The sequence below is a fragment of the uncultured Reyranella sp. genome (genome assembly GCF_945957355.1).
Classification (GTDB): Bacteria; Pseudomonadota; Alphaproteobacteria; order Reyranellales; family Reyranellaceae; genus Reyranella.
The window spans coordinates 73354-96233 of sequence record NZ_CAMFKM010000012.1; the positions used below are offsets into that span (position 1 = coordinate 73354).

At 65.4% G+C, this 22880-nt stretch carries 23 protein-coding genes and 1 tRNA gene; 13 read left to right on the plus strand and 11 right to left on the minus strand.

Going from position 1 to position 22880, the window contains the following annotated elements; genetic code table 11:
• The first annotated feature begins 18 nt into the window (after positions 1-18).
• From Q0Q48_RS19380 to Q0Q48_RS19390, 3 genes are all read left to right on the plus strand, one after another.
• Positions 19-930 carry an ABC transporter ATP-binding protein gene (locus tag Q0Q48_RS19380; protein WP_295141487.1) on the plus strand — a complete coding sequence of 304 codons (912 nt, stop codon included), beginning with the start codon at positions 19-21 and terminating at the stop codon, positions 928-930.
• Between the two features lie 20 nt (positions 931-950).
• The gene (locus tag Q0Q48_RS19385) at positions 951-1955 is read left to right on the plus strand and encodes an ABC transporter ATP-binding protein (protein ID WP_295141180.1); all 1005 of its coding nucleotides are present in this window, start codon (positions 951-953) and stop codon (positions 1953-1955) included.
• Positions 1956-2064: 109 nt separating this feature from the next.
• A complete protein-coding gene (locus tag Q0Q48_RS19390; RefSeq protein ID WP_295141183.1) occupies positions 2065-2346 on the plus strand; it encodes a hypothetical protein in 282 nt (93 codons plus the stop codon).
• A gap of 10 nt (positions 2347-2356) precedes the next feature.
• Here the strand turns inward: Q0Q48_RS19390 and Q0Q48_RS19395 are convergent.
• Both Q0Q48_RS19395 and Q0Q48_RS19400 read right to left on the minus strand, forming a co-directional pair.
• Positions 2357-2445: transfer RNA gene (locus Q0Q48_RS19395), tRNA-Leu, on the minus strand.
• Between the two features lie 94 nt (positions 2446-2539).
• Positions 2540-3676 carry an FAD-dependent oxidoreductase gene (locus Q0Q48_RS19400; protein WP_295141185.1) on the minus strand — a complete coding sequence of 379 codons (1137 nt, stop codon included), beginning with the start codon at positions 3674-3676 and terminating at the stop codon, positions 2540-2542.
• A gap of 61 nt (positions 3677-3737) precedes the next feature.
• Here Q0Q48_RS19400 and Q0Q48_RS19405 point away from each other — a divergent pair, with 61 nt between their 5' ends.
• The 4 genes from Q0Q48_RS19405 (at position 3738) to Q0Q48_RS19420 (ending at position 7826) form a co-directional block, all read left to right on the plus strand.
• The gene (locus Q0Q48_RS19405) at positions 3738-5258 is read left to right on the plus strand and encodes an AMP-binding protein (RefSeq protein WP_295141189.1); all 1521 of its coding nucleotides are present in this window, start codon (positions 3738-3740) and stop codon (positions 5256-5258) included.
• A gap of 53 nt (positions 5259-5311) precedes the next feature.
• Positions 5312-5698 carry a DUF559 domain-containing protein gene (locus tag Q0Q48_RS19410; RefSeq protein WP_295141192.1) on the plus strand — a complete coding sequence of 129 codons (387 nt, stop codon included), beginning with the start codon at positions 5312-5314 and terminating at the stop codon, positions 5696-5698.
• A 78-nt stretch (positions 5699-5776) separates the two neighbouring features.
• Complete coding sequence (locus Q0Q48_RS19415) at positions 5777-6436, plus strand: dienelactone hydrolase family protein (protein ID WP_295141195.1); 660 nt, start codon at positions 5777-5779, stop codon at positions 6434-6436.
• A 13-nt stretch (positions 6437-6449) separates the two neighbouring features.
• Positions 6450-7826, plus strand: coding sequence for an MFS transporter (locus Q0Q48_RS19420; RefSeq protein WP_295141197.1), 1377 nt, complete (start codon positions 6450-6452; stop codon positions 7824-7826).
• Positions 7827-7838: 12 nt separating this feature from the next.
• Here the strand turns inward: Q0Q48_RS19420 and Q0Q48_RS19425 are convergent, their stop codons facing one another.
• Positions 7839-8798, minus strand: coding sequence for a tripartite tricarboxylate transporter substrate binding protein (locus Q0Q48_RS19425; protein WP_295141199.1), 960 nt, complete (start codon positions 8796-8798; stop codon positions 7839-7841).
• Positions 8799-8895: 97 nt separating this feature from the next.
• Here Q0Q48_RS19425 and Q0Q48_RS19430 point away from each other — a divergent pair, with 97 nt between their 5' ends.
• Complete coding sequence (locus tag Q0Q48_RS19430) at positions 8896-9315, plus strand: DUF1801 domain-containing protein (RefSeq protein WP_295141200.1); 420 nt, start codon at positions 8896-8898, stop codon at positions 9313-9315.
• 19 nt (positions 9316-9334) lie between these two features.
• Entirely contained in the window at positions 9335-10156 is an 822-nt protein-coding gene (locus Q0Q48_RS19435; RefSeq protein ID WP_295141203.1) for an SDR family NAD(P)-dependent oxidoreductase, read from the plus strand.
• A 105-nt stretch (positions 10157-10261) separates the two neighbouring features.
• Here Q0Q48_RS19435 and Q0Q48_RS19440 read toward each other — a convergent pair whose 3' ends face one another.
• Complete coding sequence (locus tag Q0Q48_RS19440) at positions 10262-11353, minus strand: AbrB family transcriptional regulator (protein WP_295141206.1); 1092 nt, start codon at positions 11351-11353, stop codon at positions 10262-10264.
• Positions 11350-12132, minus strand: coding sequence for an NAD kinase (locus tag Q0Q48_RS19445; RefSeq protein ID WP_295141209.1), 783 nt, complete (start codon positions 12130-12132; stop codon positions 11350-11352). Before Q0Q48_RS19445 ends, Q0Q48_RS19440 begins: the two co-directional genes overlap by 4 nt.
• A gap of 103 nt (positions 12133-12235) precedes the next feature.
• On the opposite strand from Q0Q48_RS19445, the gene Q0Q48_RS19450 reads away from it, so the two are divergent.
• Positions 12236-13114, plus strand: coding sequence for a TauD/TfdA family dioxygenase (locus tag Q0Q48_RS19450; protein WP_295141212.1), 879 nt, complete (start codon positions 12236-12238; stop codon positions 13112-13114).
• A gap of 56 nt (positions 13115-13170) precedes the next feature.
• Here Q0Q48_RS19450 and Q0Q48_RS19455 read toward each other — a convergent pair whose 3' ends face one another.
• The gene (locus Q0Q48_RS19455; protein WP_295141214.1) at positions 13171-14982 is read right to left on the minus strand and encodes a radical SAM protein; all 1812 of its coding nucleotides are present in this window, start codon (positions 14980-14982) and stop codon (positions 13171-13173) included.
• Positions 14983-15276: 294 nt separating this feature from the next.
• On the opposite strand from Q0Q48_RS19455, the gene Q0Q48_RS19460 reads away from it, so the two are divergent.
• Positions 15277-16527, plus strand: a complete 1251-nt coding sequence (locus Q0Q48_RS19460; protein WP_295141216.1) for an MFS transporter — start codon at positions 15277-15279, stop codon at positions 16525-16527.
• Positions 16528-16585: 58 nt separating this feature from the next.
• On the opposite strand, the gene Q0Q48_RS19465 is transcribed toward Q0Q48_RS19460, so the two are convergent.
• Together Q0Q48_RS19465 and Q0Q48_RS19470 are read right to left on the minus strand one after the other, a co-directional pair.
• Complete coding sequence (locus Q0Q48_RS19465) at positions 16586-16741, minus strand: DUF3309 family protein (protein WP_230552445.1); 156 nt, start codon at positions 16739-16741, stop codon at positions 16586-16588.
• A gap of 12 nt (positions 16742-16753) precedes the next feature.
• On the minus strand, positions 16754-17350 hold the full coding sequence (locus Q0Q48_RS19470; protein ID WP_295141225.1) for a superoxide dismutase: 597 nt from the start codon (positions 17348-17350) through the stop codon (positions 16754-16756).
• A 327-nt stretch (positions 17351-17677) separates the two neighbouring features.
• Between Q0Q48_RS19470 and bfr the strand changes: the two genes are divergently transcribed.
• The gene (gene bfr / locus Q0Q48_RS19475; protein ID WP_295141227.1) at positions 17678-18163 is read left to right on the plus strand and encodes a bacterioferritin; all 486 of its coding nucleotides are present in this window, start codon (positions 17678-17680) and stop codon (positions 18161-18163) included.
• A gap of 17 nt (positions 18164-18180) precedes the next feature.
• On the opposite strand, the gene Q0Q48_RS28705 is transcribed toward bfr, so the two are convergent.
• Positions 18181-18384, minus strand: a complete 204-nt coding sequence (locus tag Q0Q48_RS28705; RefSeq protein WP_296320909.1) for a (2Fe-2S)-binding protein — start codon at positions 18382-18384, stop codon at positions 18181-18183.
• 117 nt (positions 18385-18501) lie between these two features.
• Positions 18502-19371, minus strand: coding sequence for a LysR family transcriptional regulator (locus Q0Q48_RS19480; protein ID WP_295141229.1), 870 nt, complete (start codon positions 19369-19371; stop codon positions 18502-18504).
• A 181-nt stretch (positions 19372-19552) separates the two neighbouring features.
• On the opposite strand from Q0Q48_RS19480, the gene Q0Q48_RS19485 reads away from it, so the two are divergent.
• Positions 19553-21070, plus strand: coding sequence for an MFS transporter (locus Q0Q48_RS19485; protein WP_295141489.1), 1518 nt, complete (start codon positions 19553-19555; stop codon positions 21068-21070).
• Between the two features lie 98 nt (positions 21071-21168).
• Here Q0Q48_RS19485 and Q0Q48_RS19490 read toward each other — a convergent pair whose 3' ends face one another.
• A complete protein-coding gene (locus Q0Q48_RS19490) occupies positions 21169-22830 on the minus strand; it encodes an adenylate/guanylate cyclase domain-containing protein (RefSeq protein WP_295141231.1) in 1662 nt (553 codons plus the stop codon).
• Between the last annotated feature and the right edge of the window lie 50 nt (positions 22831-22880).

Sequence of the window (22880 nt, forward strand, 5' to 3'; positions counted from 1 at the left end):
TTCAAGACCGACGACGGCATGGTACGCGCCGTCGATGGCGTCGACCTGCATATCGACCGCGGCGAGACGCTGGGCGTCGTGGGCGAGTCGGGCTGCGGCAAGACCGTCACGGCCCGCTCGGTGCTGAAGCTGATCGACATGCCGCCCGGCCGGTTCGAGGACGGGCAGATCCTGTGGCAGGGAAGGGACCTGATTCCGCTGTCTCTCGAGGCGATGGACAAAATCCGCGCCAAGGAGATCGCGATCATCTTCCAGGAGCCGATGACCTCGCTCAACCCGGTCTATACGGTGGGCGACCAGATCGCCGAGGTGGTCGAGCTGCATCAGAAGCTGTCGCGCAAGCAGGCGCTGGCGGCGGCGGCGGAGATGCTGCGGCTGGTCAACATACCCAACCCGCAGCGCCGCGTGCACGACTATCCGCACCAGTTCTCCGGCGGTATGCGCCAGAGGGTCATGATCGCCATGGCGCTCTCTTGCCAGCCCAAGCTGCTGATCGCCGACGAGCCCACCACCGCCCTCGACGTCACCATCCAGGCGCAGATCCTGGAACTGATGCAGGAGATGAAGGAGCGGTTCGGCATGGCCATCATGCTGATCACCCACGCGATGGGCGTCGTCGCCGAGACCTGCCAGCGGGTTACCGTCATGTATGCCGGCAAGGTCGTCGAGGAGGCGCCGGTCGAGGCGCTGTTCGGCAATCCGCGGCATCCCTACACCCAGGGCCTGATCCGCTCGATCCCGCGCGTCGACCGCTCGGCCGAGAAGAAGCAGCGGCTGGAGGCGATCGCCGGCACCGTGCCCAACCTGCTAGATCCGCCGCCGGGCTGCCGCTTCGCCTCGCGCTGCAAGTTCGCCATGGATCTCTGCACCCAGGCCGTGCCGCCGCTCAAGGAGGTCGGGCCCGGCCACTACGTGAGGTGCGTGCTGTGAGCGCACCCGTGATCGGTCCCGTGAGTGCTTCGACCGCCGCTCTGGCCGCGGATGCCGCCAAGCCGCTCCTGTCCGTGCGCGACCTGCGCAAGCACTTCGCGATCCGCGGCGGCATCCTCTCGCGCGTCGTCGACAAGGTGCATGCCGTCGATGGCGTCAGCTTCGACATCAAGGCCGGCGAGACCCTGGGTGTCGTGGGTGAATCCGGTTGCGGCAAGTCGACGACCGGCCGCTGCATCCTGCGCCTGATCGAGCCGAGCTCCGGCGAAGTCTGGTTCCAGGGCGCGGACGTCATGAAGATGAACCATGCCCAGCTGCAGGCGATGCGGCGCGACATGCAGATCATCTTCCAGGATCCCTATGCGTCGCTGAACCCGCGCCTCACGATCGGCGCGATCATCGGCGAGGCGCTGACCATCCATAAGCTCGTGAAGTCGCGGCAGGAGCTCGAGGATCGCGTCGTGCAGCTGCTCGAAACGGTGGGGCTGCGGCCCGACCACATGCGGCGTTTCCCGCACGAGTTCTCGGGCGGCCAGCGCCAGCGCATCGGCATCGCCCGCGCGCTCGCCGTCGAGCCCAAGCTGCTGATCTGCGACGAGCCGGTCTCGGCGCTCGACGTCTCCATCCAGGCCCAGGTCATCAACCTGCTGGAGGACCTGCAGGAGCAGTTCGGCCTCACCTACCTGTTCATCGCCCACGACCTCAGCGTCGTGGAGCACATCTCGACGCGTATCGCGGTGATGTATCTCGGCCGCGTCGTCGAGATCGCGCCGGCAGCGGAACTCTACGACACGCCGATCCATCCCTATTCGGAAGCGCTGCTGTCGGCCGTGCCGATTCCCGACCCGACGATCAAGCGCAAGCGCATCATGCTGGAAGGCGACGTCCCCAACCCGATCCGCCCGCCGTCCGGCTGCCACTTCCACACCCGCTGCCCGATCGCGCGCCCCGACTGCAGCCAGCGCTCTCCGGTCCTCGAGGAGAAGCGCCCGGGCCATTGGGCGGCCTGTCACTACAGGGAATAGGCTGGGGACCTGCCACTCCAGTGGCGCGCCCCCAGCAGTGAACTGTGCTGATCCCTTTCGCAGATGGGGTACGCCGGCTAGAAGTCTGGCCCCAACAGGCGAGGATCCCATGTCTGAGGACAGCAAGAAGGCGGCCAGCGCGATCCTCACCGAGAACGAGGAAGCGCTGTTTCAGATCATGAAGATCGTCATTGCGACCGTTGCCGCCGGCGACCCGGTCAAGGGCAAGCAGCTGGACGAGCAACTGACCTATCTGAAGAACGCCTTCTACTCGAACGGCAAGAAGAAGGCGGCGATCATGGCGGAATCGATCCGGATCGCGGCGTTTGCCTCAAGCCGCGATGCCGCTCGCTTGGCAAGCTTGCGGGGAAGTCCGAAGGCAAATTCGTAGGACGCACCGTTGGTGCCCCCGGCCGGACTCGAACCGGCACGATCCTTTCGGATCAAGCGATTTTAAGTCGCTGGCGTCTACCAATTCCGCCACGGGGGCCCCGCGCGGGCGACCATAGTCAGGCTCGATTCCCGTGTCATCCCACGAAGCATCTCATTCACCTCTCCCCCCGAGTGGGGGAGAGGAACATGAATCACTCCACCGCGAAGCGCGCAGGGGAAAGCGAGTCCTCCGTGACACCGAGGTCGGCGACTTCGGCGGGGAGGGGCTTGCCCAGCGCCAGGGCGGCGGCGAGCTGGCCGGCGGCGTAGCCGGTCTGGATGCCGTAGCCGCCCTGGCCCGCCAGCCAGAAGAAGCCCTCGATCTTCGGGTCGTAGCCCGCGACCAGGTTCTTGTCGTGTACGAAGGAGCGCAGGCCTGCCCACTTGTTCTTGATGCGGCGGATCTGCAGCGTGCTCGCGGTCTCGATGCGGTCGACGGCGGTGGCGACGTCGATCTCCTCGGGCTGGGCGTCGCAGGGCGGCGAGGGCGTCTCGTCGGCGAGCGAGCCCAGGAACTGCCCGACCTCGGGCTTGAAATAGAAGCTCTCGTCGAAGTCGATCAGCATCGGCAAGGGGCCGAGATCGAGGCCCTGCGGCGCGTCGAAGGTGAAGGCGGTGCGCCGCTTCGGCACCAGCCCGATCGGCACGCAGCCGGCAAGGCCGCCCAGTACGTCGGCCCAGGCGCCGGCGGCGTCGATGATGTTGGCCGCGCGAATGACTTCGCCGTCGCGCAGGGTCACGTTCCACAGCCTGTCGAGGCGGGCGAGTCCCAGGACTTCGGCATTGAGCCGCAGCACCGCGCCCGCGGCGCGCGCGCCCTTCAGGAAGCCGCCATGGATCGAGGCCACGTCCATGTCGTCGGCCTCGGGTTCGAACACGGCGCCCCCGCCCGCGGCCTCGGGCTTGAGGATGGGCAGGCGACGCAGGACCTCGGCGGGCTCCAGCCAGCGCACCGACGGCACGAGGCTCGCATACTCGGCGGCTGCGGCGCGTACGGCGGCTTCCTGTCCGGCATGGCCCGCAACCAGCGCGCCGCGCGGCGTCAGCAGGGGATGGTCGGAGAAGCCGGCCGGCGGATTGCGGTAGAAGCGGCCCGAGGCGACCGTGATGGCGCGGATCTGGGCGCTGCCATAGGTCTCCGAGTGCAGCGCGGCCGACCGGCCGGTCGTGTGATAGGCGGGCACGTTTTCGCGCTCGAGGATGATCACTTTCGCATGGGGCGCGAGGTGATAGGCGACGGAGACGCCGGCAATGCCGGCGCCGACAATGGCGAAATCGAAATCCTGCATGGGCGGCACATTGCAAGGTCGATGCCGCGCCTGCAATAGTCGACGCGCGAGGAAACGACGCATGAACATCGCCCATCTGCTGCTGGGCTCCGCGCAGGAGTTCCGTGATCTGCCCGCGCTGGCCCGTGGGACATCGCCGCACCTCAGCTATCGCGAGCTGTGGCGCAAGGTCTCGGTAATGAGCACGCATCTCACCGGCCGCTTCGGGCTCGCGCGCGGTGACCGCGTGGCTTTCGCCATGGCCAACGGTGTCGAATCGATCGAAGTCATGTACGCGATCTGGCATGCGGGCCTCTGCGCCGTGCCGATGAACGCCAAGCTGCATGCCAGGGAATTTGCGTTCATCCTGGAGAATTCCGGCGCCAGGCTCTGCTTCGTGACGCCCGACCTCGCCGACACCATCGCCGAGGCCGCGAAGGAGGCGCCTGAGCTCAAGGAGATCGTCGACGTCACGACGCGCTCCTACAGCTTCATGGCGGTGGGCGATCCGAGCCCGATCGCCGACGCCGAGCCCACGGATCTGGCGTGGCTGTTCTACACGTCCGGCACGACCGGCCGGCCCAAGGGCGCCATGCTCACGCATCGCAACCTGCTGGCGATGACGCTCAACTACTATGCCGATGTCGACCGCCCGCCGCCCGGCGGCTCGATCGTGCATGCCGCGCCGATCAGCCACGGCTCGGGCCTGTGGAACTTCCCGATGCTGGCGCGCGGCTCGGTGCAGGTCTTCCCCGAGAGCGGCAAGTACGAGGTGCCCGAGACGGTCGAGCTGATGAACCGCTGGCCCGAATGCTCGATCTTCCTCGCGCCCACCATGGTGAAGCGGCTGATCGAGCATGGCAGCGTGTCGGACCTGAAGCCCGATGCGCTGCGGCTCATCACCTATGGCGGCGCGCCGATGTATGTCTCCGATCTCAAGCGCGCGCTGGACATTCTCGGCAACAAGCTGGCGCAGCTCTACGGCCAGGGCGAGAGCCCCATGACCATCACCCATCTCGGCCGCGACTATCATTGGGATCGCACCCATCCGCGCTGGGAGCAGCGCCTGGCCTCGGCCGGCCGCGCCGACACCTGCATGGAGGTGAGGGTGGTCGACGAGGCGGGGCGCCCGCTGCCCGTGGGCGAGGTCGGCGAGATCATCTGCAAGGGCGATCCCGTCATGGCGGGCTACTGGAACGATACGGAGGCCACGGCGCGCTCGCTGCGCGATGGTTGGCTGTGGACCGGCGATGTCGGCGCCTTCGACGAGGAGGGGCTGCTGACGCTCAAGGATCGGTCCAAGGACATGATCATCTCCGGCGGCTCCAACATCTATCCACGCGAGATCGAGGACGTGCTGAACCTCCATGCCGGCGTCGCCGAATGCTCGGTGGTCGGCCGCCCGCACCCGGAATGGGGCGAGGAGGTCGTGGCCTTCGTCGTCGCGCGCGCGGGCGAGACGCTCTCGCCCGCGGAGCTCGACCGGCTCTGCCTCGACAACATCGCCCGCTTCAAGCGCCCCAAGGACTACAAGTTCATCGAGGCGCTGCCGAAGAACAACTACGGCAAGATCCTGAAGACGGAGCTGCGCAAGCTGCTCTAACTCTTCAGAATCATGTTCCTCTCCCCCTTGGGGGAGAGGTTAGGTGAGGGCGAATGCAGGACGACGCGACTGTGCGGGCCCGAGAATTACGTCGCGACGGCAGCCGCGCGGAGCGAATCTGCTGGGAGCTTCTTCGAGGGCGTCGCCTGCATGGGTTCAAGTTCAGGCGGCAGCATCCCATCGGTCCGTACTTTGCCGACTTCGCCTGCATATCGCTCAAGATCGTTATCGAAATTGACGGCGATCATCATGCTTTCCAAATTGACGCCGATAGTCGACGCACGCTGGCGATGGAACGGGACGGATGGCGTGTATTGCGGTTCTGGGCAAAACAAGTCGTCGAGAATCGGGAAGGTAAATGGGCGGAGATCGAGCAAGCTCTCTTGGCAAGCGCCCCTTCACCTAGCCTCTCCCTCGAGGGGGAGAGGAACATGAAATAATCACGCAATGAGGAATGTTGTCATGCTGAGCGAAGCGACGCATCTTTTGGCGACACAGGATCCAAGGAGAACATACACATGGGCAACCTGATCGACTTCAAGCGTCCCGACGGATCGACCTGCAAGGGCTATCTGGCCGAGGCGGGGAAGGGCAGGCCGGGGATCGTCGTGATCCAGGAATGGTGGGGGCTCAACGACCAGATCTGCGGCGTCGCCGACCGGTTTGCGCGCCAAGGCTACAACGCGCTGGCGCCCGACCTCTACAAGGGCCGCGTGACGCAGAAGCCGGACGAAGCCAATCACATGATGAGCGGCCTCGATTTTGTCGGCGCCTCCGACCAGGACATCGCCGGTGCGGTGGGGCATCTGGCCGGTCTCGGCGGCAAGGTCGGCGTGATGGGCTTCTGCATGGGCGGCGCGCTGACCATCGCGGCGTGTGCTCGCGTGGGCGGCATCTCCTGCGGCGTGCCGTTCTACGGCATCCCACCGGGACAGCTCGCCGACCCGGCCAAGATCAAGGTGCCGCTGCAGGGTCACTTCGCCAACAAGGACGACTGGTGCACACCGGCCGCCGTCGATGCGCTCGAGAAGACGATGAAGGGCGCCGGCCAGAGCCCGGAAATCTTCCGCTACGACGCCGCGCATGCCTTCTCCAACGAACGCAGCGAGGCCTACGACGTGAAGTCGGCCAACGCGGCATGGGAGAGGATGCTCGAATTCCTGAAGAAGCACCTCTGAGCCGGCTGCGGGCATGAGGCCAGCCTTCGGCCTCGCGATCGTCGGGCTGGGCGCGTCGCTTGCGCCGCTCGACATTGCCGTCAACGTGGCGCTGCCGGCGATCACGAGCCATTTCAAGGTCGCCTTGGGTGACGTGCAGTGGCTCGTGATCTGCTACGTCCTGGTTTACGGCTCGCTGATGCTGGTCTGCGGCAAGCTGGGCGACCTGTTCGGGCACCGGCTGATCTTCCGCATCGGTCTCGCGATCTCGGCGATCGGCTGCGCGGCCTGCGCGGCTGCACCGGACTGGCCGCTCTTCCTGTGGGCGCGCGGAGTCCAGGGCGTCGGCACGGCGCTGGCGCTCTCCTGCACGCCCGCACTGGCCACCTCTCTGTTTCCCGAGAGCGACCGCACCAAGGCGCTGGCGGGCTTCGCCAGTTCCATGGCCATTGCGGCCGCCGTCGGTCCGTTCCTCGGCGGCGTTCTGGTCGAACTGTGGGGCTGGCCCGCGGTCTATTGGGTGCGCGTGCCGCTCGCCCTCGCGACGCTCGCTCTATCGGGCCTGCTGCCGTCGCCGAAGCCGGATTCGCGGCCGTTCGATGCGCCGGGCGCGGTCCTGCTGGCGGCCTGCATGAGCACGCTGCTGCTGGCGCTCACCTTCTCCCAGCGCAAGGAGATCCCGGGCCTGTGGGCGCTTGCGATGGCGATTGTCGCGCTGGTGCTGATCCTGGCCTATGTCCGTCGCGCCAGCCGGGTTCCGGAGCCGATCATCCGGCCGTCCCTCTTCGCCGATCCGCGCTTCGCGATCCCCAATGTGCTGAATGCGCTCGCAAACCTCGCGGGCTTCGCCATCCTGCTGCTGACGCCCTATTACCTCGTAAACGTGCTGAAGCTGACGCCGCTGGGCGTCGGCATCGTGCTGGCGATGGCCTATGGCGGCAGCCTGACCGGAGCGCCGCTCTCGGCTGTCCTGGTGAACCGCATCGGCCAGCGGCCGACCGTGTTTGCTGGCATTGCCTGCGTCGGCCTCGGCCTGCTGCCGCTGGGCTTCACCGGCATCGATACGCCGGTTCTCGTCGTGGCGGCGCTGCTGGTCCTCGAGGGCGTGGGGCAGGGCCTGCTGACGGTCGCTTACACCGACATCGTCACGGCGACCCTGCCAGCGCGCGACCGGGGCGTCGCGGGCAGCCTGTCGCTGCTCACCCGGACTATCGGCATCGTGGCCGGCGCCTCGGTGCTGACGGCGCTGCAGGCACACGGCGCGCAGGGCTTCATGAATATAGCCGGCTTCCTCGCCGGCTACCGCTTCGCCTTCGTGGCGGCCGGAGGCGGTCTGCTGGCGATCCTGTTGCTGTCGCTCCTCTGGCCGGGCGTCTGGTCCGCGCAGCCTCGCGCCCCCCGCAAACCGTGAAGTCCTTCATCCTCACGGCAGCTTGATATCGCCCTTCTTGATGATCGTCCCGAACATCGCGCTTTCGGCGCCGATCTGCTTCCTGAAGTCGACCGGGTTGAGATAGGTCACGCGCATGCCGCCATTGTGGACCTTGGCCATGATGTCGGGCGCGCGCAGGGCTTCGGCAATCGCCTTGTCGAGGCGCGCGATCGCCTCGGGCGAGGTGCCGGCCGGGGCGAGGATGCCGAACCAGGAATCGCCGCCCTCCTTGCCGTAACCGGTCTCCCGCAGGGTCGGGACGTCCGGGAAATCCGGATGCCGCACCTCTGCCAGCATCGCAAGCGCCCGCAGCTTGCCTGTCTTGATGTGCGGCAGGGTGGTCTGGTCGAACTGCGCCTGGATCTCGCCGGCCAGCAAGGCATTGGTCGCGGGCGCGCTGCCGCGATAGGGGACATGGGTCATCTTAATTCCGGCTTCGAGGCAGAGCATCTCGCCGAACAGGTGGGTGATCGTGGCGAGGCCGGCCGACCCGTAGTTCAGCTTGCCCGGATTGGCCTTCGCATAGGCCACGAACTCCGCGACCGTGTTGGCCGGCACCGACGGATGGACCGCGAACGCGCCCCACGAGGTCGACATGCGCGAGACCGGGATGATGTCGCGGTCGGGGTCGAAGGGGATCGGCTGCAGGTGGCGCGTGATGCAGACCATCGCCGTCGTCGTGGTGAGGAAGGTGTGGTGGTCGACCGGCTGGTTCTTGACGAACTCCGCCCCGATCATGCCCGAGGCGCCGGCCTTGTTGTCGAACAGTACGCTCTGGCCCAGGAGCTGGGCCGCGCGCTCCATGACGATGCGGCTGGAAACGTCCGACGGCCCGCCGGGCGGATAGGGGATAACGAGGCGGAGTGGCTTGGCTGGCCAGGAAGCCTGAGCGATCGCAGGCGACGCGAGCGCGGTGGCAAAGGCCGAGGCGGTGAACGCACGACGACGCATGGACGCTCCTCCAATTCATTCTTGTTTGAAGGCAGCCTCCCACGCGGGCGCCGGTTCCGCCAGACCTGCTCCTTTGGCTTCGTGTTAGGCTTGGTCCATGAAACGGTTTTGCGATCCCAGGGTGGCGGCGGCCTTCAAGGCTTATGCGCCCGACGTGCGCGACCGATTGCTGGCGCTGCGCGAGACCATCTTCGACGTGGCGGCCACGACCGACGGCGTCGGCGTGCTGACAGAGACACTGAAATGGGGCCAGCCCAGCTATCTCACCGAGGAGACCGGCAGCGGTACCACCGTGCACATCGACCAGCTGAAAGGTGATAGTGGCGGCTACGCGATCTACTTCCACTGCCAGAGCGGGCTGGTCGGTCAGTTCCGCGACCTCTATCCCGAGACCTTCAGCTACGGGGGCGAGCGCGCCATTCTGTTCGAACCCAAGGCGCGCGTTCCGGCCAGAGAACTGCGTCATTGCATTGCGCTGGCTCTCACCCATCATTTGCGGAAGAAGAAAAGGAAGTAACGCACGGGAGAGAAGCGTCATGTCGGGCAAGCTAAAGGACAGAGTGGCAATCGTCGTCGGGGCGGGCTCGAGCGGGCCGGGCTGGGGCAACGGCAAGTGCACGGCGATCACCTTCGCGCGCGAGGGCGCCAGGGTGTTCTGCGTCGACGTGAAGCGTGCCGCCGCCGACGAGACGGTGGGTCTGATCGAAAAGGAGGTCGGTCCGGGCTTTGCGGTCGCCCACGAGGCCAATGCTTCGAGCAACGCCGACGTGAAGGCCATGGTCGATGCCTGCATGGCGAAGTGGGACCGGGTCGACATCCTCGACAACAATGTCGGCATCGGCTCGCAGGGCGGGCCGGTCGAGCTCAGCGAGGACGAGTGGCATCGCGTATTCGACGTCAACGTGAAGAGCTTCTTCCTCACCGCCAAGCACGTGCTGCCGATCATGGAGAAGCAGGGCAAGGGCGCGATCGTCAACGTGAGCTCGATCGCCTCGATCCGCAGCCCAAAGGGGATTTCCTACCTTGCCTACAATGCCAGCAAGGGCGCGGTGAACTCGCTCACCATGGCGATCGCCTCGCAATATGCGGAGAAGGGCATCCGCTGCAACGCGATCCTGCCCGGCCTGATGCACACGCCGATGATCGATTTCCTGGCCGAACAGTATGCCAGGAACGAGAAGGACCATAACCAGGCCTACGAGAAGATGATCGCCATCCGCGACCACGCCTCGCCGACCGGCAAGATGGGCACGGGCTGGGACACGGCGAACGCGGCGCTGTTCCTGGCGTCGGACCAGTCGGCCTATGTGAACGGCCACCTGCTGGTGGTCGACGGCGGCATCACGATACGGGCCTAGAGCGCCTTGATTTCAAAGGGAATCGAGGTCTGTAAACGAAACAAACGAAATAAACGAACTGAAAATTCGGATATTTGGCCAAGTGGTGCCTGAGTGCCGCGAGAATCAGCGGCGCGCGCGTCTCAGGATCGTCCGGAAGACGATCGGTCCGGTGATGATGATCAGGAACAGCCGGAACAGATGGTGGGTCGCCACCATCGCGATCTCGATGCCGAGGGCGAGGCCGATCAGGCTCATTTCGGCGAAGCCGCCGGGAGCGTAGCTCAGGACCGTGGCGTCGAGGTTGAGGCCGGTCAGGGCGTGGGTGATCTCGGCGAAGCCGACGGCGCAGGCGATCAGGATGAAGGCGGCGCCGACCGAGGCCGCCATCTCCTTGTGCAGCCTGTCGAAGTTGGCGCCGACGAAGCGGCAGCCGATGCCGGTGCCGACCACGACCTGGGCGGCCGCGACCAGGAATCCGGGCGGCTGGGAGTTGGTGAGGCCGCCGAGATGGGCGAGGGCGCTCACGATCATCGGCCCCATCATGAAGCTCGCCGGCAGGCGGAGCAGGCGGCCCGCGACCGCGCCGATCACGCCGCAGGCGATGAGGACGGCATAATCCTTCCAGTCGTTGCCCGTGGGACCGTGAACCATGGTGAGCACGCTGGTCTGCGCGCCGTTCACCAGCCGGTACCAGACCGGGATGGTGAGCACGACCGTCAGGATGCGCAGCGCATGGGCAAGGGCGATCGAGCGCTCCTCGCCGCCCATGGCGCCGCCCATGATGGTCATGTCGTTCAGGCCGCCCGGCATGGCGGCGAAGTAGCAGGTGACCTTGTCCCAGTCGGTGACGCGGCGCAGCCAGGCATAGCAGAGGGTGGCGCCGGTCATGGTCATGCCGGTGAGGACGCACAGGCTCACCGCCCATTCGCCCAGCCGCTGCAACAGTTCGGGGGTGAAGCCCGAGCCCAGCAGGACGCCGAGGATGATGATCATGCCCTGCCGCAGCCGCACCCGCATGCCGACCCGCAGCCCGAGGAAGGCGGCGACGGTGGAGAAGACGCAGGCGCCCAGCATCCATGCGAGCGGCATGCGCAGCCAGTCGAAGACGAAGCCGCCGACCGTGCCGATGACGAGCGCCAGCGCGAGAGGCTGCCAGCCCTCGTGGCCGATGATCCTCTTCTTCTCGGGCTTGAAGGGAATGTCCTCGGCGCTCAAGGCGCGAACTGCTCCTTGAGGATGCGTTCCTCGAGATCGTGCTCGGGGTCGAACAGCAGGGTAAGCGTCGTGTCGCTGGCCTCGGTGACCTCGACATGGGCGACGTTTGCGATCTCCACCGAGTCGGCTGCCGCCGCGACCGGCCGCTTCTTCGGATCGAGGATCGTGAATTCTACCTTGGAGGTGCGCGAGAGCAGTGCCCCGCGCCAGCGCCGGGGCCGGAAGGCGTTGATCGGCGTCAGCGCCAGCAGGCCGGCGCCCAGCGGCAAGATCGGACCGTGAGCCGAGAGATTGTAGGCGGTGGAACCGGCGGGCGTCGCCACCAGGACGCCGTCGCAATGCAGCTCGGGCAGCCGCTTCTGGCCATCGACCGCGACCTCGATGCGCGCCGTCTGACGGCTCGAGCGCAGCAGCGACACCTCGTTGATGGCGAGGACTTCGGAGACCTTGCCGCGCGTATTGGTGGCCAGCATGCGCAGCGGTGTCAGCGTCACCTGGCGGGCCTTCTTGAGGCGCTTCAACAGGTTGGTTTCCCTGTATGTGTTGAGCAGGAAGCCGACCGTGCCGAGGTTCATGCCGTAGATCGGCTTGAGCCGCCGCATGTTGCGATGGAGCGTCTGCAGCATCAGCCCGTCGCCGCCCAGCGCGACGATGATGTCGGCCTCGGCGGAGGTCGACGCGCCATAGATCTCTTCGAGGCGGGCCTTGGCCTTGCGGGCCGCGGGCGTGCTGGCACAAACGAAGGCGAGGCGGGGAGCGGGCGGGGACTGGACGGCCATACGGGATACAGCAATGCCTCGGGTGCAGGAATCGTACTATAGCCGCCCGCCGTGCCGGTGCGATAAAATCCCGGTCACAAAAGAAACCGCGAGGAGGAACGCGATGGAACTGGTCCCGCTGGCCGATGGCTTCGGCGTCGAGGTGAAGGGCGTCTCGCTGCTGGATGTCGCGACGGACGCCCAGGCCTACAAGGAAGTTCGCGCCGCCTTCGAAACCCATTCACTCCTTGTGTTCCGCGACCAGCAGATCGCCGACGACATCCAGGTCGCCTACAGCCGCGCCTTCGGGCCGCTGGAACTCACCAAGGTCGCGTCGCTCGGCGCCAACAGCTTCTATTCGCGTCTGACCAACGTGGGCCAGCAGGGCGAGATCGTGCCGCACGACCACCGCCAGGTGCTGGTCGCCAAGGCCAACGCGCTCTGGCACACGGATTCATCCTTCAAGAAGACACCGGCGCTCGCCTCGGTGCTGACGGCACGCGTGCTGCCGGACGCCGGGGGCGAGACCGAATACACCTCGACGCGGCTCGCCTGGGAACGGCTGCCGGCCGACCTGCAGGAGAAGCTCAAGACGGCCGTGGCGACCCACTCCTATGCCAACAGCCGAGACCAGATCCATCCCGACCTCGCCAATGCCGAGGAGCGAAAGGCGCTGCCGCCGGTGCGCTGGCGGCTCAACTGGCGCAACCCGGCCAACGACCGCCGCGCTCTCTATGTCGCCAGCCACGCCTATGCGATCGACGGCATGGACGATCGCGACGCGCGCCAGCTCCTGTCACAGCTCCTGGACGAGGCGACGCGGCCGGAATTCGTCTACAGCCACAAATGGCGCCAGGGTGACGCGGTGATGTGGGACAACCGCGCCATGCTCCATCGCGGTCGCCCCTGGGACTACACGCGCGAACGCTCGATGGTGCGCACCACGATCTCGGCAACGGAAGCCGACGGGCTCGGCGAAGTGACCCCGCCGGTCGTTCACTAGGATAGAAAGGGACTGGCGGCCCGCCCGAGGGACGCGCCGCCAGGCTCCGGACGTCGCTACTCGGCGGCGGCGAGGCGCTGCTGGTTCTGCTGCGCCGCGACCTTGGCGCGGGCGAGGTCCTCGCCGCGCCGCTTGTTGACGGCCGCACCGCCGCCCGCCGTGTCAGCGAACAGCGACAGCTTGTCCATGTCGTCGTCCATCACCGGCTGGAGCGCGAGGTCGGTGTATTCCAGCCGCCGGGGATCGTTCTTGACCTTCCGGCCGATGGCGATGCCCTGCAGCGTGAGGCGCGTGTAGATCTTGAGCTTGTGCCAGAAGTTCTTGGCCACCTTGTAGTGGAACACGCCGATTGGCTCGATCGGCATGCCGTAGCGGCGGTCGAGGCGGTATTTCATGCGCACGGCGCCGCCTTCCAGCGGATGCACGCCTTCGGCCTCGAACATGATCTTGAACATGGTCATGAAGCGCGCGGGCTCGGCCGGATCGCGGCCGGGAATCGCTCCGTGGCGGCGCGCCACCGTCTCGATATGCTCGGGCGTGTAGTACGACTTCCAGGCCTCGCGATAGACCTGCTCGAATTCCGCGTCGCTCATCTTGGGATGATGCACGCAGCGATGATGGACGTCGTACTTGTTGAGGTCGGGGTCCATCCAGACGCCCTGCTTCCACAGAGTCTGGTGATCTTCGGAGCCGGGAAGCGGCGTCAGCATGAAGAGCTCGAGGATGTCGAGCGGCAGTTCCTTCTTGATGATCTCCATGTCGCGCAGGATCGATTCGCGCGTGTCCCCGGGGAAGCCCAGGATGTAGCCGGCCCAGGTCGAGGCGCCGCTGGTGTGCCACGCCTGCAGCATCTTGCGGTACTCGGTGATCTTGTTCTGGCGCTTCTTGGCGGCCAGCAGATTGTCCGGGTTGACGTTCTCGAGGCCGATGAAGACGCGATAGACGCCGGCCCAGCGCGCCTTGTTGATGAAGTTCGGGATGCGATGGCACTGCGTGTCGACCTGGATGATCAGGGACAGCTGGATTCCCTCGTTCTCCTTGAGCTCGATGAGCCGGTCGAAGAAAGCCTCCCAGTGCTTGTTGCGGGCCATGTTGTCGTCGGTGATGAAGAACGACGTGATGCCCTGCTTGTAGTTCTCGCGGATGATGGCTTCGAGATCGTCGGCGGTGCGGAAGCGGCTCTTGCGGCCCTGCACGTTGATGATGGTGCAGAACGAGCACTGGAATGGGCAGCCGCGGCCAAGGTCGAAGCTCGACATGCCGCCTTCATTGCGCGCCAGCGCCGACGGTGGCAGGTGCGGGGTCGGCGCACCCTCGAGGCCCGGCAGATCGTCCATGTAGTTGTAGAGCGGCTTCATCGTGCCGTTCATCGCGTCGCGCAGCACGAGGTCGAAGCGGCCTTCCTCGGCCTCGCCGGCGAAGATCGACACGCCCATGTCCATGGCTTCCTGGATCTCGGGCGGTACCACCGGCAGCATCGAAAGGCAGCCGGACACGTGGAAGCCGCCGATGGCCACAGGGAAACGGCCCTTCAGAAACTTGCGGGCAAGATCGACCGCGTGCGGATACTGGTTGGTCTGGACACCCACCAGGCACACCAGCCCCTTGCCGCCGCTGCGTTCGACCTGGGCCATGAGGCGGTCGGGGCGGACTCGGGTATTGGTCTCGTCGATCGGGTGTATGACGATATCGACGTCAGGACCCAGCACCTCGCGCCGGCGGCAATCCTCGCCCAGCCCATACAGCGCGGCGAGGGTGTTAGACGGAATGTGTGACCGAAGCCAGGTGATCGGGTAGCCGTCGTCATCGTAGTGAGTTGGCTTGATCAGAATCAGATGAAATTTCGTACGCTTCACAGCACCGCCCATTGCGGACTTCTCCAAGACATAACCCGCACGCGGTTCCAGCCTTATACCGCTTGACGGCATCCATCGTCACAATGCTCTGAGCCGGTCTCCAACGCAATACGAAGCGACTCAAATTCACAGGTCGAATGCATAATAGAGCCACTAGAATTAGGGATTTATAAGGCCAAGCCCAGCAATTAGTGCGTATGCGCCATTCCGAGGGGATTATTGCAGTCCGTGGCGTGAAGGCGCAGGTTTTAGGTGGCCCTGAAGCACTCCGATGAAAGGCGCAGGGGGGGAGGGAACGAACAAGAATTGAGCCTCATCGCGCGTGCGCCCGCCCTGGCGCCCTTCAGGATTCGGAGCTTCCGCTTCCAGTGGCCGGCCGATCTCCTCGCCTCCTGGGCGTTCGAGATGGAAGGCGTTATCCTCGGCTGGTTCGTGCTGGTGTCGACCGGCTCGGTTCTGGCGCTGGCGGTGTTCGGCTCGCTGCAGTTCCTCGGTACGCTGATCTCGCCCCTGTTCGGCATGGCGGGCGACCGGATCGGCAATCGCAACGTCCTTCTTCTCATGCGGGCCGCCTACCTCGTCCTGGCGGCTTGCCTGACGGGCCTGTTCCTGACCGGCCTCGCGACACCGGTCCCGGTGTTCATCCTGGCTTCGATTATGGGGCTCGTGCGCCCTTCGGATATCACGCTTCGCAACCTGCTGGTCGGTGAGACCATGCCGGCCGACTACCTGATGCGCGCCATGGGCGTGTCGCGGACGACGGCTGATTCCGCCCGCATCGTCGGTGCGCTGTCGGGGGCAACCCTGGTCGCGGCCCTAGGGTCGGGGCTGGCCTACGTGGCGGTCTGCGGCGTCTACGCGGTGTGCCTCGCGCTGACCTTGGGCGTCGGCATCCGTCGCCTGCGCATCCTGGGCGAAGCCGAGGCCAGGCCGACGGCACTGGGCGCCCTGCGACAGGGGTTTGCCTATGTCTGGTCGACGCCTGTGGTACGCGCGGTGATGATGCTGGCCTTCCTCGTGAACTTCGCGGCCTATCCGCTGACCGGCTCGCTGCTCGCCTATGTGGCCAAGGATGTTTACGGCATGGAGCAGACGGGGCTTGGCTGGCTCATCGCCAGCTTCGCCGGCGGCGCACTCGCGGGTTCAATTCTGGTGTCGATGTACGGTGCCCATATCCGGCCGGCGCGCACCATGATCGTCTGCGCGGTCCTCTGGCTGTCCTGCAATCTCGTCTTCTCCTGGCTCACGACACCTCTAATGGGCGAGATCGTCCTGTTCGTCGCTGGCTTCTTCCAGAGCTTCTGTATGATCCCGATGTCGGTGATCCTGCTCCGGGTCACCAATCCCGCGTTGCGTGGCTGCGTCATGGGGGTGCGCATGCTCGCGGTGTATGGGATGCCGCTCGGGCTGCTGATGTCGGGACCGCTGGTGGAATGGACCGGCTTCACCACGACGGGATCTCTCTACAGTCTGTTGGGCATCGTCTTTACACTGGTGATCGCCCTATGGTGGCGGGCCGACCTGTGGGACCGCCGGGCGCCGGTGAATGTCAGATAGCGTCTGCACGACATAGAAGGGGCGCCCGAAGGCGCCCCTTTTCTGCGGCGTGGGCCGGCTAAATTCGTCCCATCAGCAGCAGGATGATGACGATGATGAGCACCAGTCCGATACCGCCGCTCGGGTAGTATCCCCAGCCGCTGCTGTGCGGCCAAGTCGGCAACGCCCCGATCAGGATGAGGATCAGGACGATCAGAAGAATGGTGCCCAGCATCTATTGCTCTCCTTATCCCAGGTTTTTCTCGGCGAACGACCAGTTGGCGAGCTTGTCGAGCCAGGCCTGGATGTGATCCGGCCGGCGGTTCTGGAAGTCGAGGTAGTAGGCGTGCTCCCACACGTCGGCGACGAGGAGGGGAGTGCCGCCGTGGGCGATCGGGGTGTCGGCGTTGGCGGTCGTCTCGATCTTGAGCTTGCCGTCGGCGCCCTTGACGAGCCACGCCCAGCCGCTGCCGAACTGACCGACGGCCGCGGCCTTGAAGGCCGCCTTGAAGGCGTCGAGACCGCCAAAGCTGTCATCCAGCGCCGACTTGATCTTGCCGGTCGGCTCGCCGCCCTTCGGCGCCATGCTGTTCCAGTAGAAGGTGTGATTCCAGATCTGGCCGGCGTTGTTGAAGATCGCCTTGCCCTTCTCGTCCTTCGCGGACTTCTTCACGATCTCCTCGAGCGACAGGCCCTCGTACGCCGTGCCGGGAACGAGTTCGTTCAGCTTGTCGACATAGGCTTTGTGATGCTTGCCGTAATGGAAGGAGATGGTGTTGGCCGAAACGACCGGCGCGAGCGCGTCATCGGCATAGGGCAGTTTCGGAAGGGTGAAGTTCGACATAACGCGAGTCCTCAAGCTGGCTGGCCCGGATCGTCCCGGGCGGGCGGCGTCCGGTATGAACGCACCTCACCTTATGACGTTGCGCGTCGCGATGGCGCTACGTTTTTTCCTGTAAAACGGCAAAGCCCCGATTCGTCGTGTGGGATCACGCCGAGCCACCGCTTTGTGCGGAGCGCGCGATCTCGGGAAAGGGGGCTCGCTCGCCCGCCTTGAGGGCGATGCCCACGATTTTTTCAGCGAACGTTTCTCAGTCGCCCACTCAGGAGTTGCGTGCCTGGAATCGGTGAGTATTTGTGAGAACCGGCTCATTCACAGAGGAGGTTCGTCATGAAGGGCAACCCGCAGATCATCGCCGAACTCAACAAGCTCCTGAAGAACGAGCTGACGGCGATCAATCAGTATTTCCTGCACGCTCGCATGATGAAGCATTGGGGCTTCGATCGTCTCGGCAAGAAGATCTACGAGGAGTCGATCGGCGAGATGAAACACGCTGACAAGCTCATCGAGCGCATCCTCATGCTCGACGGCCTGCCGAACCTGCAGGACCTGGGGCGGCTCGCGATCGGCGAGAACGTGCCGGAGGCGCTCGACGCGGACCTCAAGCTCGAGAACGCCGCGCGCACCGCGCTGGTCGAGGCGGTGACGGCCTGCGAGGCGGCCAAGGACTATGTCAGCCGTGAGATCGCCGTCAGCATCCTCGAGGATGCCGAGGAGCATATCGACTTCCTGGAAACAGAGATCGGCCTGATCGAGAAGGTGGGCGTGCAGAACTACCTGCAGAGCCAGATGGGCGAAGGGAAGGGCCCGAGCTAAAGGCTCGGGGACCCGGATCAGTCGGCGGCGAGAAGCGTCGGTTGAACCGAGCGCTCATGAGCGATCGCGTGGGCAATGCGATCGCGCATGTCGCAGGCGCAGGTTCCACATTGGGGGCTCTTGCCGCAGGCCCGGAAGACGTCGGCGGGACGCCGGGCCCCCGCCCGGACGGCGGCATCGACTTCGCGCTCGCGTATGGCTTTGCAGATGCAGATATACATGCCCTGACGGCCGCTTCTTCCCGCTGTTGCGACTTACTCGCACGCGCAAGATAGGGGCGGGAACCCGCGCCGGTCAAGCCCCCGGTGCGCTTCCCTCGGGCGTTTATCCAGCGCCCGCTAACCGGCCATCGCGCGGTGCTCCCGAAAGGCCGCAGCCAGCGTGCGCAGCGCGGCCCGCGACTTGAAATCGGTGAGTGTGGAGTGCAGCACGATCTCTGAAGACGGCAGGCGCGGCAACCTGAAGCGTTCGCCGACTTCGACGGTGCCGGGCGGAGCAAGGCGACAGGAAAAGATGGCCATGGCGAGCCCGGCGGAGACCGCTGCAGCCACCGCCGAGGAGCCGCCACCGAGAAATACCTCCGTCCAGGCGATGCCCGCCTCGTCGAGGGATCGAGTCGCGACATCGCGGACGCCACAGGATTGGGACAGTGCGGCCAGCCGCAGAGGCTCGCCCTGCCGATGTTCGAAATTCGGCGTGGCGAACCATCCGAAATGTTCTGGCCCAAGAACCTCGCCATCGCGCCGGTCGTCTTCGCGACGAATGATACAGGCGTCGAGTTCTCCGCGATCGAAAGCGTCGAGCAGCGTGCGCGAGTTTTCGAGGCGCACCTCGATGCGCAGACCTGGATCATGCGCGTTGAGTTGCGCCAGAAGGGTCGGTAGTTCGGAACCTGCCACGTGCGCTGCGATTCCAAGCCCGAAGCGGCGCGGGGTGGCGGAAGCGAGCGCGAACAGCGCGGCTTCGTGCGCAGCCAGAAAATCGCGTGCCCGGTCGAGAAAAACGGCGCCGTGAGCGGAGAGGCGGACGCGGCGCGGCGTACGCTCGATCAACCGTTGGCCGATCCGTTCTTCCAGTCGCCGCAGCTTGACGCTGATCGCCCCTTGCGTAGTGCCGAGGGCCTCCGCCGCTCGCGTGAAACTCCGAAGGTCGGCGATGGTCACGAAAGCCTGGACCGATTCGACATCGAGGGATGCCACTTTGATCATCCAGATTTGTTGTCTCTGTAATACTCAGCCACATCATTACTTTATCGTCAAGGTCGGCCTACGATCAGGTCCATCAACAACAGTCGCTCGCAAGACTGCCGTGCCAACCCCAGCCCCTCAGCGTGCGGGGAAACGGCCTCGCGCGGGACGCCGAGTGATCTCGGCACTGAAAGGCCTGATCATGTCGCTTGCTTCGTCACGTCAAGGCAACGTTGCCTTGGCCGCTGCCTGCCTCTCGTCGCTGATGTTCGGACTGGAAATATCCAGCGTACCGGCGATCCTTCCGACACTGGAGAACGTTCTCCACGCCGATTTCGAAAAGCTCCAATGGACGATGAACGCCTACACCATCGCCGTTGCAACGGTCCTGATGGCGGCCGGTACTCTGGCCGACCGATACGGCCGCAAGCGTTTGTTCGTCGTGACCATCATCGCCTTCGGGGCAACCTCGCTACTGTGCGGCCTCGCGCCTGACATGTCGGTCCTTATCTTCGGTCGGGCGCTCCAGGGGGCGAGTGGCGGCGCCATGCTGATCTGCCAAGTCGCAGTCCTTTCAAACCAGTTCGGTGAAGCGAGGGACCGAGCCCGGGCGTTCGGATGGTGGGGCATCGTATTTGGCGTAGGGCTCGGCTTCGGTCCGGTGATCGGCAGTGGGATTGCAGCACTCATGGGTTGGGCTTGGGTGTTCCTGATCCACGCCCTTGTTGCGGTTCTGACTGTCATTCTGGCTCTACTTGGTGTTCGGGAATCGAAAGACCCCGAGGCCCGGCGCCTCGATCTCGCCGGCATCGTGACCTTGTCGCTGGCCGTCTTTTGCGTCGCCTACGTCATCACCCAGGGTAGCGAACTCGGCTTCACTAGCCCGAGCGCATTGGTGATCGTCGCCATCGCCGCCCTCAGCCTCATCGCCTTCATCGCCGTCGAGCAGATTGCGCCACACCCGATGTTCGATTTCTCAGTGTTCCGGCTCAGGCCTTTTTCCGGAGCACTGTTCGGCTCCATGGGCATGAACTTCAGCTTCTGGCCGTTCATGATCTATCTGCCGATCTGGTTTCAGGCAGGGCTCGGGCTCGATGGACTGACCGCAGGCCTCGCACTTCTCGTCTATACTCTGCCGACGCTGGTCGTCCCGCCCTTCGCCGAGCGCCTTTCGCTGCGCCTTGGCGCTGGCACCGTCATCCCGGCGGGACTGTTCGTGATCGGTCTTGGTTTCTTCATCATGAAAGTTGGCGCTGGCGGTGGTTCGCTGGCCCTGGCGACGACGTTGGTCGGCGCAATGCTGGCCGGAGTCGGCCTCGGGGCGACCAACACGCCGGTCACAAACACCACGACCGGATCTGTATCGAGCGACAGGGCCGGTATGGCCTCCGGCATCGATATGAGTGCCCGGATGATCTCGCTCGCCATCAACATCGCGCTGATGGGCTTCGTCTTGCTCCATGGCGTTCAGAATCGCCTGAGTGCAGCATCGGGGTCATTCGACGCGGTGCAGCTTCGGCATGCCGCTGAACAAATTGCCGCCGGAAATGTCTCCGCCCTCGATCGGTCCGCGTTGGGAGCGTCGTCGGTGATCGGTTCGACCGCACTCGCAGGCGGCTTCGGAGACGTGATGCTCTATGGCGCCATTGGTGTCTGGGTGCTGGCCGCGCTCAGCTTCTTTACCTTCGGGAAGAGGAGTGATGTCGATGGCGCGTCATGAGGCTGGAGACCGGCGGCCGGCCCATCTGCGTATGCGCTCGACGCTCTGGAACCTGCGGTCAGGATGGCCGTCAATGAGGTGCTCTTCACCGAGGTAACCTACTGTGGCGCCACCATGAACGGTCCAATGGCGGTGATGGCGCATTCGGAGCCGCCGGCATCGCGGCAAGCCTGCAGCGCCGTCGAGGTGGCGTCCTGCTCGCTCGATCGGTTGGTCGCAATGCCAACGCGGCCATTGGCGGCCAGCGCGACGGCACGCCAGCCATCGGCGATCAGATATTGGTCCAGGGCCTTGGTCTGGGCGTCATCCAGGCCGCTCATCTCCTGTGGGGTGAAGATGTCGGTGACGCGCATCGTCTGCGGCGTGCGTACCAGGACCTCGTTGTTGACCGCATAGACGACGCAGGGCCGGCCCGTCAGGTGGCCGCAGATCTGCAGGTTGCGGCGGATCGCATCGGCGTCGTTCTCGCTCGGTGTCCACCAGTCGAACCGATTGTGCCCCAGAACCAGCGCACGGCTGTGCCTGTTGGTGAGGTAGCGGGCGGTCAACCGCTCGCGGGCGGCGGCACTGAGCAGCGGCGCCGTCGCGGGATCAAGGGCGATCGGCGGCGACGGCTTCGTCGCGGGCACATAGGGCGGAGGCGGCATGGGCGGGGACCGGAACGACCAGACCACGTCGTTCTCGACGGCGTAGAGCGAGCAGCGGTCGTAGGCGCGCACGATCGGCACGTCTCTCTCGACCTTCCTGTTGCAGTCTTCCAGGGCGGCCCGGCGCGCGGCCGCCTCGTCGATGCGGTCGGTCGCCATCGCGAAGATGCCGCGTACGTTCAGCGCAAAGGCCTTGGCGCCAGGCGCATCGGCGTAGTTCTGCAGCGCGCGCCAGTGGAAGTCAGGAACGAAGGGGACCTCCTTGGGGACGAAGCGACGAAGTTCGGTAGAGGAGCTTGGGGTAGCCGGAGGAACAGCCGGTGTGGAAGGCGCTTCCGGCGTCGTCGCGCGGGGGACGGTCTGGGTGGCGACGGTTTCCGGTACTGGCGGGGTCGCAACCGGCAGGGCAGAGGTGGGTTCAGCCGTCTGCAGCGACGGCGGTGCCGAAGGATTGCGCAGATAGAAGGTTCCGGCGAGCGCACCCAGGATCAGAATCGCCACAACCCCGCCGACCAGGAACAGGCGCGTGCGCGGCATCGACCGAGCCACGGCCTGCGCAGGGTGGGCGGTGGTGCCCGCTCGCCGGCCGTCGACTGTCAGTCGATAGGCATGGATGGGACGGGGGATGTTCTTGACGTGCTGCTCGCCGATATCCTCGGCGCCCAGCATCAGCTTGCCGAGGATCTGGTCGTAGACGGACGATGAGATGCAGATGCCACCGGGTGCGGAGATCGACTCCAGGCGTACTGCCACGTTGACGGCGTCTCCCATCAGATCGTCGCCGCTCTCCACGACATCTCCCAGGTTGACGCCGATCCTCAGGATGAGTTGGTCGTCGGCCTGCGCGCTGGCATTGGCCGAGCGCATGGCCTCCTGGATTTCGAGGGCGGCGCGGACGGCCTCGACCGGGCTCGCGAACTCCGCCAGCAGCCCGTCGCCGGTCATCTTGAAGACACGCCCGCGATGCTGGCGCACGAGCATGCCGGCCGAATCGAGGCGGGTGGCCAGCAGGGCCAGGGCACGTTCCTCATCGCGAGCCGACATGGCGCTGAATGCCACCACGTCGAGGGCGAGGATCGTGGTGAGCCGTCGGACGAGATTCAAATCTGTCATTGCGCGTTCGTTCCGGACAGCACGGTACCATAGCGCGCGCCGGAGGACAT